Consider the following 19034-nt stretch of genomic DNA (forward strand, 5'->3'; position numbering starts at 1 on the left):
TCGAATGTCGTTTGAGGTTACATGATTTTTAGCTAAGTCACACCTGAACCAACTTACGGCATATCAACACTGGTGGCCGCCGCCTCAGGTTCCTATAATGGCTGCCAATTGCATGATACGGCCGTTTAGATGCCGATCTTTTTACTCTCCCAGGGTGCTCTTTGTACATGACGTTTCTTCGAACCCTTATCGTGTCGCTCTTCTTCCTGATGGTATCGCTGGTCGGGGCCACCGCGTTAGCCGTGGTAGGTGCCGCCATTTACTTTGCCCCGGGGCTGCCCGACGTTCGCCAACTGCAGGACTTCGAACTGCATACGCCGCTGCGCATTTTTACCCAGGACGGTAAATTGATCGGCGAGTTTGGTGAAGAGCGTCGTAAGGCGATCAACTTTGATGAAATCCCGCAGGATATGATCAATGCCTTAATCGCCGCCGAAGATGCCAGCTATTTCGACCACGCAGGCGTCGACCCACGCGGCTTGGCCAGGGCCGCCGTGGAGCTTGTGCAGAGTGGCGGCACGATCCAATCCGGTGGTTCGACCATCACCATGCAGGTCGCACGTAACTACATGCTGACGCTGGACCAGACCTTTACGCGTAAAATCCGCGAAATTCTGCTGGCCCTGCAAATGGAGCAGGTGCTCGATAAAGAGGAAATCTTCGAGCTTTACGTCAATAAGATTTTCTTGGGCAACCGCGCTTACGGCATCGCCGCCGCTGCTGAAACCTATTATGACAAGCCGCTTGCGGAACTGAACCTGGCGCAAACGGCCATGATTGCCGGCCTGCCCAAGGCGCCTTCAGCCTTCAATCCGCTGGCTAACTCCGAACGTTCGCTGATTCGCCGCAACTGGATCCTGTTCCGCATGCGCGAGCTGGGATACATCGACGACGAGACTTACCAAGTGTCGGTTCAGGACCCTGTCACCGCGCGGCGTCACTTTACTCAGGCTGAGGTAGAAGCGGCCTATGTCTCTGAAATGGCGCGCCAGTATGCCATTGAGCGTTTTGGCGACGACGCTTACACGGGAGGCTATCGTATCTACACTACCATCGACAGTGAGCTGCAGCCTTTTGCACGCCAAGCGCTAGCCAATGGGTTAACGGACTATGACCTGCGCCACGGTTGGCGCGGGCCGGAACAGAGCGACATTGCCGCCAGTCTCGTTGAAGCACAGGAGCAAACCGCGACCCAAGGCCTTGAAGAGGAGCTTTCCGAATCTCCCGAAATTCGTCAAACCGCCCGCCAGGCCGCCCAACGCAGCCAAACAGAGGTCGAGGGGATCGAAGGTGACGTGAGTAACTGGGTGCAGGTGCTTGAGCGCACGCCCAATTACGGCATTCTGCAGCCTGCTATCGTGGTGGAAAGCAGCGGCCGCGAAATGCAAGTGCTTACCCGTAGTGATGGTCTCGAGACCATTGCCTGGGAAGGTTTGAGCTGGGCTCGCCCTTACCTTAGCCCCCGCAGTCGAGGTGCTGAACCCAGCTCGGCGGAAGATATTGCAGTGCGCGGCGACATGATTCGCGTGGTTGAAAATGAAGACGGCTCGCTACGCCTCTCGCAACGCCCCGACGCAGAAGGCTCGCTGGTTGCTCAGGATCCGCGGACAGGCGCTATTTTGGCTCTCCAAGGCGGCTTTGATTTTAACGCCAGTAAGTTCAACCGCGCGGTACAAGCGCGGCGTCAATCGGGCTCAATCTTCAAACCATTTATTTACTTGGCAGCCCTTGAAGATGGCGAGATGAATGCCGCTAGCGTGGTTAATGACGCCCCCGTGGTGCTCGACGATGGCAGCAACTCGTTGTGGCGGCCGGTCAACTCTAGTCGTGATTTCCAGGGTCCCATGCGCTTACGACCGGCGCTGGCCCGCTCACGCAACTTGGTGACCATCCGCGTATTGCAAACCATGGGGTTGGATTACACGATTAACTTTTTAGAGGGCTTTGGCTTCTCTCCCGACCAGCTACCTAATGGCCTATCGCTAGCCCTGGGCAGTGCAAGTTTAACGCCTCTAGAAATGACCAACGCCTATTCGGTACTGGCCAACGGCGGCTTCCAGGTAACGCCTTGGTTTATTGAACGCATAACACGTGATGAAGAAGTTATCGATGAAGCCACCCCGCAGGTGGCCTGCCCAAGCTGTGCCGATGACCAAGAGACGGTTGAAATTGATGGGCGTGAATACCCCATCGCCAAACGCGTAGCGGACCCGGCGGCGGTTTATATTCTTCGCGATATGCTGCGTGACGTTATCACTTCAGGCACTGGCCGTGGCGCGCTAAGCCTTAACCGTGACGATATCGTGGGTAAGACCGGCACTACCAATAGCCAGCGTGATGCCTGGTTTGCCGGCTTCAACAGCAACCTGGTAACCACTGTATGGGTGGGTAAGGACAGTAACGAAACCATTTCTGAATATGGGGCTCAGGCCGCGCTACCCATTTGGATAGCCTTTATGGGCGATGCCCTAGAAGATACGCCGAGTGCTGTGCCCGAACGCCCTGCGACCATTGTAACCGCACAAGTTGATCCAGAGACGGGCCAGCGCTTAGCCGACGGGCAGACTGGCGGTATTGCAGAGCTTTTCCATCAGGATCACTTGCCGGATTACCAACAGCGCCGTATCAGCCGCGAGTTGGAAGAAGCCAGCGGCTCACAGGGTTCAGGCACCGCTGAGTCGATCTTCTAACCCAGCCAACCTTTCCCCCACCAAACAAAAGGCCCGGAGCTTAGCGCTCCGGGCCTTTTCGTTGCTTACTTATGTTTCTTACTTACTTTCCTTACTTACTTTCCTTACTTACCGTTCTTACTTACCGTTCTTACTTAGCATTTCTTGCTTGGTGCCTGGCGTTAACTATTAGCCGCTAACGGGTGCTGCAGGCGCTTCGCGCTTGCTGGCCAACCAGTTAGCACCAATAGCAATCACCATGACCGCCACACCAGCAATCTCGCTGAGCAGATTAGGGTAGAACACGGCAATAATGGCAGCGGTAATCGCAAGGCGAGGTAACCAGGACATCCGGGTAAACAGATACCCTTCCAGGGCCGCCGCAAACGCACCCAGTGCCAGAATGGCGATGACTCCGTTCCAGACCACTACCGGTACCGGACCACCCATAATGATCTCCGGGTTGAAGACCATAAACAGCGGGATCAGATAGAGGCCCTTGGCAAACTTCCACGCTTGGAAACTGGTTTCCATCGGCTTGCTGCCCGCAATGGCCGCCCCGGCAAAGCCTGCCAAGGCGATGGGCGGCGTCACGTTGGAGTCCTGGGAGTACCAGAACACCACCAAGTGAGCGACCAACAGCGGAATACCAAACTCTTGGGTAAGCGCAGGGCCCACCAGCACGATCAGAACGATGTAGCTGGCGGTGACCGGCAGCCCCATCCCCAGCACTAGGCTAGCCAGCAGCACCATTAATAGTGCCAGTAAGATATTGCCGCCGGAGAAAGCCAACATCATGGAAGAGAACTTCAACCCAAGACCGGTCAAGCCAACGATCCCGACGATGATACCGGCCACCGCACAGGCCATCGACACCGCGACCGCGTTACGCGCGCCCAATTCCAGACCTTCGATCAATTTGGCAACACCGGCGCGAATGACATCTTTAACCGCAGTGGCGGTCACCGGCTGCCCTTGGCGAGGCGCTACAAAGAAGAACCACAGCGCATAGCGAATCACCGCCACGGCCACCATGGTGACCACCGCGTAGTAGCCTACCCGCATCGGCGACATGCTCATCGCCAGCAGCCAGACCAGCACCGCTAGCGGTAGCAGGAAGTGCCAGCCCTCTTTCATTACCTGGCGCATCTGCGGTAGTTCGTCCTTGGGTAATCCCTGCATACCTTGCTTAAGCGCAATGATGTGGACAAACAGGTAAACCGTCGCGAAATACATAATCGCTGGCAGGATACTGACTTTGACGATATCCAGATACGGCGTATTGGTGTATTCCGCAATCAGGAACGCCCCAGCGCCCATTAGCGGTGGCATGATCTGCCCACCGGTCGAGGCCGCCGCTTCAATACCGCCCGCCTGCTTGGCCTTGTAGCCCAAGCGCTTCATTAGCGGGATGGTAAAGGCGCCGGTGGTGACCACGTTAGCTATCGCACTGCCGGAAATAGACCCCATCCCAGCGGAGGCCAGCACCGCTGCTTTGGCTGGCCCACCACGCTGGCGGCCCGTGGCCGCATAGGCCATATCAATAAAGAACTTGCCTGCCCCGGTACACTCCAAAAAAGCACCAAACAGCACAAAAATAAAGATATAGGTCGCCGCAACGCCCAGCGGCAGACCAAAGATGCCTTCTTGCCCCAGGTATAGCTGACCGGCGACCCGATCAAAGGTGTAGCCGCGGTGTTCCAGAATGCCCGGCATCCACTCGCCCAACCACGGCAGCTCACCCCGCGGCCCGGCAAAGGCATAGACAATCGCTAGCAGGCCAATCACCGTCATACCGAAGCCTACCGCGCGACGGCTGGCTTCCAGCACCGTCACCGTGGCGATACAGGCAACCAGAATATCCGTGCTGTTCCAAAACCCGGCGCGCGCAAAAATCTCGTCTAAATTGAACACTAGGTAGCCGCCGGTCAGCACTGCACCGGCTAAAAACACCACGTCCAGCCCCCAACCTAACACGCCCCGTTTGCGGGTCGGGCCAAAGGCGGGAAACATCAAAAACGCCAGCATCATGATCAATGCCAGGTGAATACTGCGCTGATAAAAAAGCCCTAACGGCTGAATACCCGCAGAATAGAGCTGAAATAGGGAGAGACCCACCGCCACAATGGTTATTGACCACAGCACCATGCGGGGTTGAATCGCATTACCGCCCGGCATCACGCTCGGCGGTTGCTTGGATTCGTTCATGAAGTCCTCGGAAGCGTTAACTAATGTCGTTTTTATTCACGCGGGGATGCGTGAGGGGCTATTAGCTGAATGGTCACGCGTTGCCCAGCCGCATGATCACTTAGGCTCACCGGCGCATGTTCACCACCGGGCCACACGACGCGATGATTGACGGCAGGAGAGCCGACTCTTAACACGTACCGGTTATTGGCGACTGGCTCGTTAATACCATTAATCCAGTAACCGCCTTCGCCGTCGGACACCTGCTCGCCGCGACCAAAGATATGCCCGAGCCCGGCGGCAAAATCAGGTTGATGGCTACGCTCTAGCTGCATGACACCGGCCGCATTACGATAGCAATCCAACACCGTAAAATGCTCAACGGAGTGCTGCCACTTAATACACCAGCGTCCACCCGCAGGCACCGCTTCATCCACCAGAGTGTCACCTTGCTCGGTTACCACGGCTAGGCGCATAAACGCCGACGCCGAAGCGGGGGAGGCCCCCACTTCGGCGAACGGAGAACATACAATCAGTAGCGCCACCAAGCGTTGCTGCCACTGCATGGCAATATCCTTCAAGACACGTTAGCAGTTACGGACGCAGGCGATCCGGAATCTCAGCACCGGTTTCTTCGAAGTAACGCAGCGCGCCTGGGTGTAACGGCACTGGGGTAGAGTCCATCGTGAACTTCACCGTCGTGTCGTTCGCTGCCGGGTGAACGGCAATCAGCTCATCGGTGTTTTCAAACAGCAGTTGGGTCAACTGGTAAGCCAGCTCTTCGTCCATATCAGAGTTAACGACGAGCACGTTGGGGATACCAAGGGTCTGCACGGCTTCATCCATACCGTCATACATACCGGCGGCAAGCTCGTAGGGGGCAAAGACTTCTTCTTCCGCCTGAGCATTGGCCACTTCTTCATCGGAAAGACCGATTAGGCGAATGTCGCGTGTGGCTGCCAGGTTAAGAATCGAGCTGGTCGGGGGGCCAACGCTCCAGAAGCCAGCGTCGATATCGCCGTCACGAATAGCATCAGCGGTTTCGTTGAAGTTCAGACGTTGCGGCGTGAAGTCTTCATAGCTGACGCCATTAGCTTCGAGCAGCGCGCGAGCGTTCAGCTCGGTACCGCTACCCGGCGCGCCAACAGAAACCCGCTTGCCTGCCAAGTCGGCAATCGACTCGATGTCGGATTCCGCCAGGGTGACCAATTGAACGGCGTTGGGGTAAACCGAGGCCAACGCACGGATATTTTCAATCTGACGACCTTCGAAGTCACCCGAGCCGTTGTACGCCTGGTAAACCGTGTCGGCGAGTGCCAGCGCTAGGTCTGCATCGCCACGCATGATCAGGCCCATGTTTTCAACGGAAGCCCCTGTCACTTCAGCGGTCGCCTGGGCGCCTTCGATGTGGTTGTTGATCATTTCGGCAAAACCACCGCCGATCGGATAATAAACGCCGCCCGTGCCGCCGGTAGCGATTGAAAGTTGTTGGGCACTGGCGGGAAGCGCGACTGCTAGCATAGAAGCGGCAGCAACTGCGTAGGGTAGAGAGCGTAGAGTTCGCATGAGCATTTCCTCCGTCCTGCTTGGACTTATAGGTATGGTTGACGAAAAAGGAGGTGTTGAAGCCCCAACTTCTGCTTGCTCACCATGGGCAACCAGAAGCGGTGGAGGAGAAGTTAGCACGGCTTATGCGTTGGATGCTAATAGGCGGCTATCAGTACAGCAGCCTTGCTACGCGTTTAACAAAGGTTGCCCTCCGCATTGGTCACTATCGATCAGGCCAACCGGGCCAATCAGACAGTTAATAATGGTGAAATCTGCTACGAATGTCTTACCCTATGCCAAATTGTTAATATTTCATGATAATGGCCGTTAATTGACTGCCGCTTACTTTTTGATCAGGAGCCACTCAGCTATGGAGCCAAATGCTAACCAGCTAGCGATTAATGAGCAGGGTGTTAGCGAGCCCAACGCTCCGCGTCAGAACCTTGCCATCAGCGCTTATCGCCAACTCAAGCACGACATTATTCGTGGCCGTTACGCGCCTGAGCAGAAGCTGTTAATGAGTCATTTGAAAGCGCATTACGGCGCCAGCACCGGGCCGTTGCGGGAAGCGCTGTCACAACTGGTGGCCGACCGCTTGGTAGTGGCGATTAGCCAGCGCGGCTACCGGGTGGCGCCGATGTCGCTGGCCGAACTCAACGATATTTATGATGCCCGAGCCCAACTGGAAGGCCTGATTCTGCGCCTAGCCATTGAGCGCGGCGACGATGACTGGGAAGCCACGGTACTGGCCACTGCCCACCGGTTAGCGAAAGTCACCGATGTTAGTACCCCCGATGACCTGTTGGATATTTGGGACCAACGGCATAAGGCTTTTCATACCGCCATCGCCAGCGGCTGCAACTCCCCTCACCTGCTGCAAATGCGCAACACGCTATTTGATCAAGTGGAGCGCTATCGCCACCTGTGGTTACAAGAAACCGTGATGTCGCCCCAGGCGTTAGAGCTGAAACGTCAAGAGCACACGGCACTGGTGGAGGTAATTCTGGCCCGTGCCACTGCCCAGGCCGACAGCTTAATGCGGGACCACTTAATGACCCCGGTACCGATTATTACCCGCGTTCTGGAAGCGCGAGGCATTCGTTAAGCGCACACTCATATTCTACGTTTTAAAAAAATGTAGATATTTTAAAATAACGGCGATACATTGGACACATTCAGTTATGCAACCCATCCATTGCTGTCGGCGTCATAAAATACCGACAGGACGAATCGAGGAATTCACGCCATGACACATTTCAACTGGGACGACCCGCTACTACTGGAACAACAGCTCACCGACGAAGAGCGCCAGATTCGCGACGCCGCCTATGATTACTGCCAGGAAAATCTACAGCCCCGCGTACTGACCGCCTTCCGCGAAGAGCGTTTTGACCGCGAGATCATGACCGAAATGGGCGAGCTTGGCCTGCTGGGCGCGACCGTTTCCCCCGAGTACGGCGGCGCGGGTGTTAATCACGTCGCTTACGGTCTGATTGCCCGTGAAGTCGAGCGCGTAGACTCAGGTTACCGTTCCGCGATGAGCGTGCAGTCCTCGCTGGTGATGTACCCCATCGAGACCTACGGCTCTGAAGAGCAGAAGCAAAAATTCCTGCCCAAGCTTGCCAGCGGTGAAATGGTGGGCTGCTTTGGTTTGACCGAGCCCGACCACGGCTCCGACCCCGGCAATATGATTACCCGGGCGGAAAAAGTCGATGGAGGCTACCGCCTGACCGGCGCCAAAATGTGGATCACCAACAGTCCGATTGCCGATCTCGCAGTGGTGTGGGCGAAGTCAGCGGCTCACGACAATCAGATTAAAGGCTTTATTGTCGAGCGCGGCACCGAAGGCTTCACGACGCCAAAAATCGAAGGCAAAGTCTCGCTGCGCGCCTCGATTACCGGCGAGATCGTGCTGGACAACGCCTTCGTTCCCGAAGAGAACCTGCTGCCTAACGTCAGCGGCCTGAAAGGCCCGTTCGGTTGCCTAAACAAGGCCCGTTATGGCATTGCCTGGGGCGTGATGGGCACGGCGGAGTTCTGCTGGCACGCGGGTCGTCAATACACCCTCGACCGCAAGCAGTTCGGTCGCCCGCTGGCAGCGAACCAGTTGATCCAGAAAAAACTCGCCGACATGCAAACCGAGATCACCTTGGGCTTACAGGCAGCGCTGCAGGTGGGTCGCTTAATGGATAGCGGTAACTGGACACCGGAAATGGTCTCGCTGATCAAACGCAATAACTGCGGCAAAGCGCTGGATATCGCCCGCCAGTCGCGCGACATGCACGGCGGTAACGGCGTTTCCGACGAATACGGCGTGATCCGCCATATGGTCAATCTTGAGTCGGTGAATACCTACGAAGGCACTCACGATGTGCACGCCTTGATTTTGGGTCGCGCACAAACGGGCATTCAGGCGTTCTTTTAAACACGCCTAAAGAATTAGCCGTTGTAGATCATCAGCCAAGGAAACAGCCTTTATGAGCAAGCCCCTTATGAGTGAGCCCACCAAGCCACTGGCCGGTATAAAAGTACTCGATATTTCCCGTGTGCTAGCCGGCCCCTGGTGCGGTCAAATGCTTGCGGATATGGGCGCAGATGTCATCAAGGTAGAACGCCCCGGCAGCGGCGATGACACTCGCCACTGGGGCCCTCCTTGGCTGGCGGGCACGGAAGAGTCGGCATACTACCTGTGTGCTAACCGCGGCAAGCGATCGGTAACCGTGGATATGGCCAAGCCCGAAGGGCAGGCCGTCATCAAGCAGTTAGTCGCGCAATCGGATGTGCTGATCGAGAACTTTAAAGTCGGCGGTCTTAAGCGCTATGGGCTGGATTACACCAGCCTGAAAGCACTAAACCCCAAGCTGATTTACTGCTCGATTACCGGCTTTGGTCAGGAGAGCCCTTACGCGCACCGCGCCGGTTACGACTTTATGATCCAGGCCATGGGCGGCATCATGAGCCTGACCGGCAAGCCGGATAGTGAACCTGGCGGTGGCCCGGTAAAAAGCGGTGTCGCGTTTACCGATATTTTTACCGGGCTGTATGCGGCCAATGCGGTACTGGCCGCGTTGTATCAGCGTCGCGATAGCGGCGAAGGCTGCCATATCGATATGGCGCTGATGGATGTTCAGGTGGGGGTGCTCGCCAATCAGGCGTTGAACTACCTGACCTCAGGCAATGTGCCCCAGCGGCTGGGTAACGCTCACCCTAATATCGTGCCTTACCAAGCGTTCGCCACCCAGGATGGCCATATGATCATGGCGGTCGGCAACGACGAGCAGTTCAAGCGTTTCTGTGCCGTACTTTCGTTACCCGGCCTAGCGGAAGATCCCCGCTTTGCTACTAACGGCGCCAGGGTGAACCACCGTGAACTGCTGGTACCGCAGTTGGAAGCGGCGCTGGCCCAACGCACCACCGATGAATGGCTGGCCGCCTTTGAAGCCGTGGGCGTACCCAGCGGGCCCATCAATACGCTTGATCGCGTTTTCGAGGATCCCCATGTCAAAGCCCGCGGGCTTAAACAAACCCTGCCCCACGACCAAGCGGGCAGTGTCAATTTAGTGGCCAACCCGATCCGCTTTAACGGCGCCCCACTGAGTGCCACCACCGCGCCGCCCCATCTGGGCCAACATACTGAAAGCGTGATGGAAGAGCTTGGCATTACCCTTGAACAGCGCAAGGCTTTACGCCAAGCAGGCATTATCTAGCCGTACCTAATTTAGAAATACATAGCGTGGGCACCTTCCTCTACTTAAGCGCCTTACTAGGCGCTTTTTTTATACCCACTTTTTTACACACTTTTTTGTCCACCTGGGCATAGTGCCTGATTAGCAAAGAGTGAGTACGCGCACAATTGCTATACAAAACCTATACGGAAAGTGTGATAATGGTTAAAATAACTATCGCACCCCGCGCCTATATAGCGTATAGGTAGATTTTTTTGCATGTTTTGCGCTAGCCACGATTGATCTTTCAGGAGCTGTAATGAGCCAATGCGCACGCGTTAATGGCAGCTGTAAACGCTGTGAAGGTGAGTTGCCTTTTAAGTTCACCATGGCCTTTCAGCCGATTGTGGATCTTTCACTGGCTCAAATCGTCGCTTACGAAGCCTTGGTACGTGGTGTGCAAGGCGAATCCGCCTGGAGTGTCATTTCGCAAGTCACTGATGATTTGCTCTATCGCTTCGATCAAGCCTGCCGCGTGAAAGCGATCGAAATGGCCAGCGCCCTGGGCATGCAAACAGACCTTTCGATTAACTTTCTGCCCAACGCCGTTTATGAACCCGAAGCCTGTATTCAGGCAACGTTAGATGTTTCCAGGCGAGTTGGTTGGCCAGCGAGCAGGCTGATTTTTGAAATCACTGAGACCGAGCGCGTCCGCGACCGCCAACACCTGTGCAATATTATCGATGCCTACCGGTCGATGGGCTTTAAAACCGCGCTGGATGACTTTGGCAATGGCTACGCTAATTTAGACTTGCTTACCGATTTAACGCCTGACAAGCTCAAAATCGATCGTGAACTGGTCATGAATTGTGACAGTGATTTACGTCGTCAAGCCATTCTTAACGCCATTATCCTACTCGCCCACGAACTCAACACGACGCTGATTGCCGAAGGCGTAGAAACCCGCGCCGAAGTGCTTTGGCTGGCGCGTGCCGGCATTGTCCGCCAGCAGGGTTTCTATTTTGCCAGGCCCGCAGTGAATTCGCTCGGCGATGACATTGACCTACTGCTCGCCGAGTTGAAAACCGAAGCACAAGCAGGGCTAGGAGCGGTGAATGAAAGAAGTTAGTCCTGATCAGCTTTACCGACTTTTTAACCGTTCAAAGCGCAATACCGAAAACGTTATCAAAGCCGCCCCTATAGGGATCTGCATCACCAACCCCACTGGCCACTTCGAGATGGTCAATCCGGCTTACTGTGATTTTTACGGCTACCGCCAAGAAGAGCTCTTGGGCCTGCACTTTACCCTGGTAGTGCCCGATGTTTACCGTGCCCGGCTTTCGGCCCTTCACGACGATTTCATGCAGGGCAACGAAACGTTCGAGCTGCGCCAAGAGTGGGATGTAGTGACGAAAAACGGTGAACTGCGCACGATTATTGCCGAAGCGGCACGTATCGAAGGTGAAGATGGTCAGTCGCGGAAAGTCACCTTTATTATCGATATAACCAGCGCAAACAGCTGGAAGTGCGCTTGAAGCAAGCCAATGAGCGCCTGGATCACCTTGCCTACCACGATGAACTAACGGAGCTGTTTAATCGCCGTGCGGGGCTGCAACGCCTGGATGAAGAAATAAAACGCTGTGAGCGATACGGCACCATCTTTAGCATCGCGATTTATGATCTGGACGACTTCAAAGCGATCAACGATACCTATGGGCACGGCACTGGCGATGCGGTGCTTCAGCAAATGACGGCCTTGGTTAGCGACGTACTGCGTGGTACCGACCTGCATGTGCGTCTCGGTGGCGAAGAGTTTTTGATCATTATGCCTGGCGTTAACGCCGAAGAGGCCCAACAGGCAATGGAACGCGTCCGCGAAAGCGTGGCGCAAACTCCCTTTACTGAGCACCAATTGATGGTGACCCTCTCATTCGGGATTGCCTGTTACATTGAACCTTCCGGCACACGGTTACTTGATCGTGCCGACAAAGCTATGTATCAAGCTAAACAGGCCGGGCGTAATCGTGTTGTCATTGCATCGTCATCCATGTAAGCAACGCTATTAAGCACTATGCTGATAGATACATACGATGCTGACAGACACGCACTATGTTGATAGACACGAACTATGTTGATAGACACGCGCTATGCTGAAAGATCATCCCTCATCAATAGGAAGTAAGCCATGAGCAGCAATGCCGAACTGAACGAGCTGAAACACAAATATGTCGCTGCGGGCGCTGCCAGCCCCGCGACTGCGTTCGCCGACCGTGCTGAAAACGCTGAAATCTGGGACGCTGATGGCAACCGCTTTATCGATTTTGCGGGCGGTATTGGCGTACTCAACGTAGGTCATCGTCACCCGAAAGTGGTCGCAGCGGTAAAAGCCCAGCTTGATAAGCTCATGCACACCTGCCAGACGGTCATGCCCTACGAAGGCTACGTGAAAGTCGCCGAGAAGCTCAGCCATGTCGTGCCAGTGCGCGGCCATGCCAAGGTGATGTTGGCGAACTCGGGTGCCGAAGCGCTGGAGAACGCGGTCAAGATCGCGCGCGCCGCAACCGGTCGTTCCAACGTGATCTGCTTTGATGGCGGCTACCACGGCCGTACCTTCTTCACCATGGCGATGAACGGCAAGGTAGCGCCTTACCAGAGCGACTTCGGCCCAATGCCCGGCACGGTTTTCCGCGCCCCTTACCCCGTGCCTTACCACGGCGTGAGCGAAGATGAAGCCATCCGCGGCCTGAAGATGACGCTAAAAACCGATGCCAACCCCAAAGACACCGCCGCCATCGTACTGGAACCGGTACTGGGTGAAGGCGGTTTCTACCCTGCCTCTACCAGCTTCCTGACCAAGATCCGCGAAATCTGCGATGAGCACGGCATCCTGATGATCATCGACGAAGTGCAGTCAGGCTTTGGCCGTACCGGGAAAATGTTTGCCATCGAACACAGCGGCGTTGAGCCGGACATCATGACCATGGCCAAGAGCATGGCCGACGGCATGCCCATCTCCGCGATTGTGGGCACTGACAAGGTGATGGACGCCTCAGGCCCTAACTCCTTGGGCGGCACTTACACCGGCAGCCCCACCGCCTGTGCGGCTGCATTAGCGGTTATGGAAGTGTTTGAAGAAGAGAACATTCTCGAGAAGAGCCAAGCCCTGGGCGACAAGCTGGCGAAGCGCTTCAATGAGTGGGCGGGCAAGTTTGATTGTATCGATCACGTGCGCAACATGGGCTCGATGGCCGCGTTCGAGCTGGTCTCGAGCAAAGCCGATCACACGCCTAACCCAGAACTGGCAGCCGCGCTGTGCAAGAAAGCCCGTGAAGAGGGCTTGATCCTGCTGTCCTGCGGCATGTACGGCAACACTATCCGCTTTCTGATGCCCGTCACCATTCAAGATGACGTGCTCAACGAAGGCCTGGATATCATTGAGTCCTGCCTGGAATCGTTGACCTAGGCATTGACGCTGCACAAACAGACGCCGCCCAATTGGGCGGCGTTTTAGTGAGTGCTACGAATTGATTCAGCCCCGCATGGCCAAGATGGCGAATTAACGCGGTCGCCGGTCGCCTTCTAGGAAGTTCGCTGTAAAAACGGCCTTGCCATGGGTATCGAACGACCACTTCATCACATCGCTTAATGCTGCCATTACCTCATCGAACTCGCCAAATACCTGGGTACTCATGCGGTTCGTGTGCACTTCCAGCCCCGTCGCTTCCAGTCGTTTTACCACCTCTTTGACTACCGGCTTGAAGTCATCGGCCAGCGGGTAATAGCTAAGCTGTACGGAAAGATACATAACGCCTCCTTACGCTGTATGAGAAGACTGGCTGGCGCTGGCGATACGCTGCCAGGCAGCCAGTATGGAGGCACGCGTTTCATCCGGATGCTCCATCGGGAACATATGCGTGCCGGGAACCTCGCTCACCGATAACCCCTTGCGCCTCAAGCGTTTGATACGAGACGCCGTCAGCAGGTGCGACTCGTTACCGGCCACCAGCTCAATCGGCACGCCCAGCCGCTGCGGCAGGCGCGAAAGGTGATCCGGCAGATGGCGGAAAATTTCCACTTCGATACGCGGGTCAAACGTCAGCTCCGCCCTGCCGTCATCCAATAAGCGTGTTCCTGCTTCAATGTAGTCGTTGAGTGCTTCTGGGGTAAAGCGGCGAAACAAGCCCCGGCGGCCCAGCGAGTTGGCCATCGCCTCGCGGCTTGGCCACACGGAGCGCCGCCCCAAGGTTTTTCCTGCGGGCGTTACCCGGTCCACAAATCCGAACCGCTTGGCAGCTTTCATCGCCCACGCATCCGTTCCCAGCATCAACGGCGGGTCCAGCATGATCACGCCGCAGAAGCGCTCGGGCTGTTTATCGGCGGCCATGGCCATCAACGTGCCCCCCAGCGAATGCCCCACGCCTAAAAGCGGCGTATCGCTTTGAGGCAAATAACTCAGCAACTCATCTACCAGGTTGCCCCAGTTGTGATTCACCGGGTAATCCGGATGATGACCCAGTCGATCCAGCGGGTGCAGGTCAAACATCTCTGCCAGCGGATTGAGCAGGCTGCGGTAGCTTAACCCTGGAAAACCATTGGCATGGGCAAACACTAAACGGGGGCGTTGGGCAGCATTAGCAGGCATGGCGGGCTCGTGGGCAATCAAACGTGAGATAAATAAATCAGGCTATCATACGTCTGTTTTAACGCGGACCTGAAGGAGCGTCAATTCATAAAAGGATTAACAGGCTAATTAAAACAGCGACAGCTGATGCTCTTGGCTGTTTTCCGCCAGCCGATAGCCCACGCCCAGCAGGCGCACAGGGCGCTCGCCTCTGGCCCAGCCAACGTTAAGTAGCGTCTCGAACTGCTCCAGGTTAGGCGCTGGGTCGGCGTGTTCAACGGTGGTTTGGGTAAAGTCGCTGAATTTCACTTTGACGATCAGCCCGCGCACCGCCAGTGGCGGATCAAGCCGTGCGTAACGGCGCTCCAGATCTTCGATCAGCGCCGGTAGCTCACGGCGACAGGCGTCGAGGTTAGGCAAATCCTGGGCGTAGGTCTGCTCGGTGCTGACCGATTTACGCTCTCGATGGGTCTTTACCGGGCGCTCGTCCCGCCCCCAACTCAGCTCGTGCAGCCGCCGCCCAAAGCGGCCAAAGTGTTCCACTAGATCGGTAAGCGTGCGGATACGCAGGTCAGCGCAGGTGTGGATATCCAGCCCCGCCAGTTTCTCGGCCGTGCGAGGGCCGACGCCATGAATTTTTTTGACCGGTAGCTGCTGCACGAAGCTATCAACCTTATCCGGCGTAATCACACATAGGCCGTCGGGTTTGTTCCAATCACTGGCGATCTTGGCCAGAAACTTATTGGGCGCTACGCCTGCTGAAACGGTGATCCCTACTTCGCGGCTGACCCGTTCGCGGATCGCTTCAGCCATGAGCGTCGCGCTGCCGTGGTGCAGCGTGACCTCCGAGACATCCAGAAAGGCCTCATCCAGCGAGAGCGGTTCGATCAGTTCAGTCACATCGCGGTAAATGGCGAAGACTTGGCGGGCGACCTCTTTATATTTGGCCATCTCACCGCGGATCACGGTGAGATGCGGGCAGCGCTTGAGCGCTTGCGACATCGGCATGGCCGAGTGAATGCCAAACTCACGGGCGGGATAGTTACAGGTCGCCACCACCCCACGCTGCTCGACGCTGCCACCAATGGCAATCGGGATATCCCGCAGCGCGGGGTTATCGCGCATTTCCACTGCTGCATAAAAGCAGTCACAGTCGCAGTGAATGATTTTGCGCACCGGCTACCCTTCTACCTGTAAAAAACCACAGTTTATCACAGCCTCAGGTGCCGCAGAACGTTCTCAGTACCTGTTCATTTTTCGTGGCGGGCGCTGCTAAACGGCGCGCTTCAACGGATTCATCGAAGGGCTGTGTGACCACCGTCAGTAGGGCATGAAAAGGCGCAAAATCACCCTCGTAAGCGGCATCAATGGCCTCTTGAACGCGGTGGTTGCGGGGAATGATTACCGGGTTGGCGCTGCGCATGACAGCGGAGCGCTGGCTGTCTTGGCTGGCGACTTGCTCGGCCTGCCAAGTCTCCAGCCACGCGGACAACTCGTTGGGCTGAGTCGTCAGCGCCAGCAGCGCCTCACGGTGCTCGTCACTCGGCGAAAGTGCGTAGTGAGTGAGCGCATCAAAGGTGGCGGTCATATCCATTCGCCCCTGATGCATCTGGCTTTCCAGTCCTTCCATCAACGGTGCGGCTTGGGGGCTTTCCGCCGCCAAGCCGAGTTTATCGGCATGCAGGCGAAGCTGTTCGGCGCTGAACCGTGCTTCAAAGCGGCGAATGACGTCCGTTGCTTGCTGCACCAGCGCGTCGCCCTCTTCACGCATTAACGGCAGCAGCGTTTCAGCAAAGCGCGCCAGGTTCCACTGGGCAATCGCTGGCTGGTTGGCAAAGGCGTAGCGGCGGCCTTGATCGATGGAGCTGTACACTTTCTGCGGATCGAACTGCTCCATAAAGGCGCAGGGACCGTAATCGATGGTTTCACCGGCAATGCTGCAGTTATCGGTATTCATCACGCCATGGATAAAGCCGACGCTCATCCAGCGGGCGATCAGCACCGCTTGGCGGGCCACCACCGCTTCCAACAGCGCCATATAAGGGTCTTCTGCGTTGGCGGCTTCCGGGTAGTGGCGCGCAATCACATGGTCCGCCAGCGCTTTGAGTAAGTCTTCATCCCGCTGCGCGGCGGCAAATTGAAAGGTGCCCACGCGAATATGGCTGCTCGCCACACGGGTAAAGACAGCGCCGGGCTCGGCCATTTGCCGCACCACACGCTCGCCGCTAGTCACCGCTGCCAGCGCACGGGTGGTGGGAATCCCCATCGCCGCCATGAACTCACTGACCAGGTACTCACGCAGCACAGGGCCTAGCGGTGAGCGGCCATCGCCCCCGCGAGAAAACGGCGTGCGGCCGCTGCCTTTTAGCTGCACATCGCGGCGCACGCCGTGTTGGTCGATCACCTCACCCAGCAGCAACGCGCGGCCATCGCCCAATTGCGGCACAAAGTTGCCGAACTGGTGGCCTGCGTAACCTAGTGCGCCCGGCTGAGAGCCCGGCATGGGCTGGTTGCCGCTAAACCACTGAGCAAGCGTCGCAGCCTCTTGCACGTCGTTCGCTCCCAGTTCACTGGCAAGCGGGGCATTAAATGCGATCAGCTCCGGGCTGGCCACGGGCGTTGCCTGGGTAGCGACCCAGAGGGGTTCAGGCAAGGTGGCATAAAGATGTTCAAATGACAGCACGATACACTCCGCTTCAATTGGCTGTGGTTAGCTAATACCCTAGCACTCTACTCAAGTAAACGCCGAGGCGATGATGTTAAAACCGTGCCCAACTTTGCCTAATGTTAAAAGCAGCGCGCTAACGCCCCTCCCCCGCGACTTTTATAATCGCGACACGCTCGAAGTGGCGAGAGACTTACTGGGCTGTAGGCTGGTGCGTGAACATAACGGCGAGCAGATGGCGGCAAGAATCGTCGAAACCGAGGCCTACTGCGGTGCTGAAGATACCGCCTGCCATGCCCACCGACGCCGCTCGCCGCGCACCGAAGCGATGTTCGGCCCTGCCGGCCACGCCTATGTCTATCTGGTTTACGGCATGCACTGGCTATTGAACGTGGTGACCGAGCCGGAAGACTCGCCCTGCGCGGTGTTGATTCGTGCCGTGGAACCCATAGCCAACGAAGCCGCCATGCGCGCTACCCGTCAAGCTCTAGGCAAGCAGCTCAGCAATGGCCCGGGGAAACTTACACGCGCCTTAACGATCGATAAAGCGCTGTATGGCCATGATATGACCCAGGGTGACAAGCTGTGGATTAGTGCCGCCGCGCACGACGCTTCGATAGTGAGCGGCCCACGTGTTGGCATCGACTACGCCCAACCCCAGCACCGCGATGCCCCGTGGCGGCTCTGGTTGGAAGATAATCCGTGGGTATCGAAAGCGCGCTAATAGCGGTCTTTAAGAGGGCTGCAAACAGCGAACGGCGTGTTCAAGCACCGGTGTTAACGGCGCGCGCCACTGGTGGGTCAATAGCGCATCCGCCCTAGTAACGCCGAGCGAGAGCGACGCCAGCGGCATGCCCCGCTCATGGGCGGCGCGGCAGAAACGGTAGCCGGAAAACACCATCAACGAGGTGCCCACGGCCAACACCGCGTCGGCCTTGGCCAGCGCTACCTGGGCTGCCAACCTTCGCTCTGCGGGCACCACGTCACCGTAGAACACCACGTCAGGCTTTAAGATACCGCTGCAGCGTGGGCAATCGAAAATGCGGAAGCTGCTGAAGTCAGTCTCTAAATCGGCATCGCCATCCGGAGCGTGGCCCGCCTGCAAACCTGCAAAGCTAGGATTCATTAGCGCCATCTCGGCATGCATGGCGTGACGCATCATTTGGTAGTCGCACACCATGCACTTCACCATGTCCGCTCGGCCATGCAGGTCGATCACCCGCCGGGAACCAGCCCGCTGATGCAAACGGTCAACGTTTTGAGTGACCAACTGCTGGATATAGCCCTGCGACTCCAGCGCGGCCAGCGCCCGGTGCGCCCCGCTGGCCTGGGCTTCGCGCATGGCGCTAAACCCAATCAGCGCGCGCGCCCAGTAGCGCTGGCGAACGTGATGAGAGCTCATAAAGTCGCCATGCTGCACCGGCGGCGGCCGCTTCCACTGGCCATCCGCATCGCGATAGTCCGGAATGCCACTGTCGGTACTTACGCCCGCACCGGTAATCACCCATAGCTTGGGGTGCTGCTGAATAAACGCTCCCAGCTCTTCACCCGCCTGGGTCATGCTATTGGCTATTTCCACGGCCTGCGTCAATCGTTCACCTCTAGGCAATATTGCTCAAACTCAACGATACTGTATGACAAGCAACGCCTGCGCAATGCGCAAAAGCACCTCATTTTAA

At 56.8% G+C, this 19034-nt stretch carries 17 protein-coding genes; 9 read left to right on the forward strand and 8 right to left on the reverse strand.

All coding sequences use genetic code 11. The features are described from left to right. Positions 1–167: 167 nt before the first annotated feature. Positions 168–2690, forward strand: a complete 2523-nt coding sequence (locus tag ACUN8H_RS03810; protein ID WP_445530825.1) for a penicillin-binding protein 1A — start codon at positions 168–170, stop codon at positions 2688–2690. 168 nt (positions 2691–2858) lie between these two features. Here ACUN8H_RS03810 and ACUN8H_RS03815 read toward each other — a convergent pair whose 3' ends face one another. Genes ACUN8H_RS03815 through ACUN8H_RS03825 form a run of 3 tightly spaced genes read right to left on the reverse strand, consistent with a single transcriptional unit; the run spans position 2859 to position 6422 of the window. Continuing rightward, positions 2859–4877 (reverse strand): TRAP transporter permease, encoded by a 2019-nt coding sequence (locus ACUN8H_RS03815; protein WP_445530826.1) that lies wholly within the window; start codon positions 4875–4877, stop codon positions 2859–2861. A 32-nt stretch (positions 4878–4909) separates the two neighbouring features. Continuing rightward, positions 4910–5422: a DUF1850 domain-containing protein gene (locus ACUN8H_RS03820; protein WP_445530827.1), complete on the reverse strand. Its 513-nt coding sequence runs from the start codon at positions 5420–5422 to the stop codon at positions 4910–4912. 28 nt (positions 5423–5450) lie between these two features. Continuing rightward, positions 5451–6422, reverse strand: a complete 972-nt coding sequence (locus tag ACUN8H_RS03825; RefSeq protein WP_445530828.1) for a TAXI family TRAP transporter solute-binding subunit — start codon at positions 6420–6422, stop codon at positions 5451–5453. Between the two features lie 352 nt (positions 6423–6774). On the opposite strand from ACUN8H_RS03825, the gene csiR reads away from it, so the two are divergent. The 7 genes from csiR to gabT all read left to right on the forward strand — a co-directional run bounded on the left by csiR (position 6775) and on the right by gabT (position 13532). Further along, a complete protein-coding gene (gene csiR, locus ACUN8H_RS03830; RefSeq protein WP_445530829.1) occupies positions 6775–7509 on the forward strand; it encodes a DNA-binding transcriptional regulator CsiR in 735 nt (244 codons plus the stop codon). Between the two features lie 141 nt (positions 7510–7650). Beyond that, complete coding sequence (locus ACUN8H_RS03835) at positions 7651–8829, forward strand: acyl-CoA dehydrogenase (protein WP_445530830.1); 1179 nt, start codon at positions 7651–7653, stop codon at positions 8827–8829. A 67-nt stretch (positions 8830–8896) separates the two neighbouring features. Next, positions 8897–10111, forward strand: a complete 1215-nt coding sequence (locus tag ACUN8H_RS03840; protein ID WP_445531077.1) for a CaiB/BaiF CoA transferase family protein — start codon at positions 8897–8899, stop codon at positions 10109–10111. A gap of 277 nt (positions 10112–10388) precedes the next feature. Further along, on the forward strand, positions 10389–11198 hold the full coding sequence (locus tag ACUN8H_RS03845) for an EAL domain-containing protein (RefSeq protein ID WP_445530831.1): 810 nt from the start codon (positions 10389–10391) through the stop codon (positions 11196–11198). Further along, entirely contained in the window at positions 11185–11604 is a 420-nt protein-coding gene (locus ACUN8H_RS03850) for a PAS domain-containing protein (RefSeq protein ID WP_445530832.1), read from the forward strand. Before ACUN8H_RS03845 ends, ACUN8H_RS03850 begins: the two co-directional genes overlap by 14 nt. Next, on the forward strand, positions 11601–12122 hold the full coding sequence (locus ACUN8H_RS03855; protein WP_445530833.1) for a GGDEF domain-containing protein: 522 nt from the start codon (positions 11601–11603) through the stop codon (positions 12120–12122). Before ACUN8H_RS03850 ends, ACUN8H_RS03855 begins: the two co-directional genes overlap by 4 nt. A gap of 132 nt (positions 12123–12254) precedes the next feature. Continuing rightward, positions 12255–13532, forward strand: a complete 1278-nt coding sequence (gene gabT / locus ACUN8H_RS03860; RefSeq protein WP_445530834.1) for a 4-aminobutyrate--2-oxoglutarate transaminase — start codon at positions 12255–12257, stop codon at positions 13530–13532. 93 nt (positions 13533–13625) lie between these two features. On the opposite strand, the gene ACUN8H_RS03865 is transcribed toward gabT, so the two are convergent. The 4 genes from ACUN8H_RS03865 to ACUN8H_RS03880 all read right to left on the reverse strand — a co-directional run bounded on the left by ACUN8H_RS03865 (position 13626) and on the right by ACUN8H_RS03880 (position 17373). After that, complete coding sequence (locus tag ACUN8H_RS03865) at positions 13626–13874, reverse strand: YkoF family thiamine/hydroxymethylpyrimidine-binding protein (RefSeq protein ID WP_445530835.1); 249 nt, start codon at positions 13872–13874, stop codon at positions 13626–13628. A gap of 9 nt (positions 13875–13883) precedes the next feature. Then, positions 13884–14711 carry an alpha/beta fold hydrolase gene (locus ACUN8H_RS03870; protein WP_445530836.1) on the reverse strand — a complete coding sequence of 276 codons (828 nt, stop codon included), beginning with the start codon at positions 14709–14711 and terminating at the stop codon, positions 13884–13886. Positions 14712–14819: 108 nt separating this feature from the next. Further along, positions 14820–15866, reverse strand: a complete 1047-nt coding sequence (gene dinB / locus ACUN8H_RS03875) for a DNA polymerase IV (RefSeq protein ID WP_445530837.1) — start codon at positions 15864–15866, stop codon at positions 14820–14822. A 43-nt stretch (positions 15867–15909) separates the two neighbouring features. After that, positions 15910–17373: a protein adenylyltransferase SelO gene (locus tag ACUN8H_RS03880; RefSeq protein ID WP_445530838.1), complete on the reverse strand. Its 1464-nt coding sequence runs from the start codon at positions 17371–17373 to the stop codon at positions 15910–15912. A gap of 94 nt (positions 17374–17467) precedes the next feature. On the opposite strand from ACUN8H_RS03880, the gene ACUN8H_RS03885 reads away from it, so the two are divergent. After that, on the forward strand, positions 17468–18079 hold the full coding sequence (locus ACUN8H_RS03885; protein ID WP_445530839.1) for a DNA-3-methyladenine glycosylase: 612 nt from the start codon (positions 17468–17470) through the stop codon (positions 18077–18079). Positions 18080–18088: 9 nt separating this feature from the next. Here ACUN8H_RS03885 and ACUN8H_RS03890 read toward each other — a convergent pair whose 3' ends face one another. Continuing rightward, positions 18089–18946 carry an NAD-dependent protein deacetylase gene (locus tag ACUN8H_RS03890; protein WP_445530840.1) on the reverse strand — a complete coding sequence of 286 codons (858 nt, stop codon included), beginning with the start codon at positions 18944–18946 and terminating at the stop codon, positions 18089–18091. Between the last annotated feature and the right edge of the window lie 88 nt (positions 18947–19034).

Source organism: Vreelandella sp. V005, assembly GCF_052645115.1.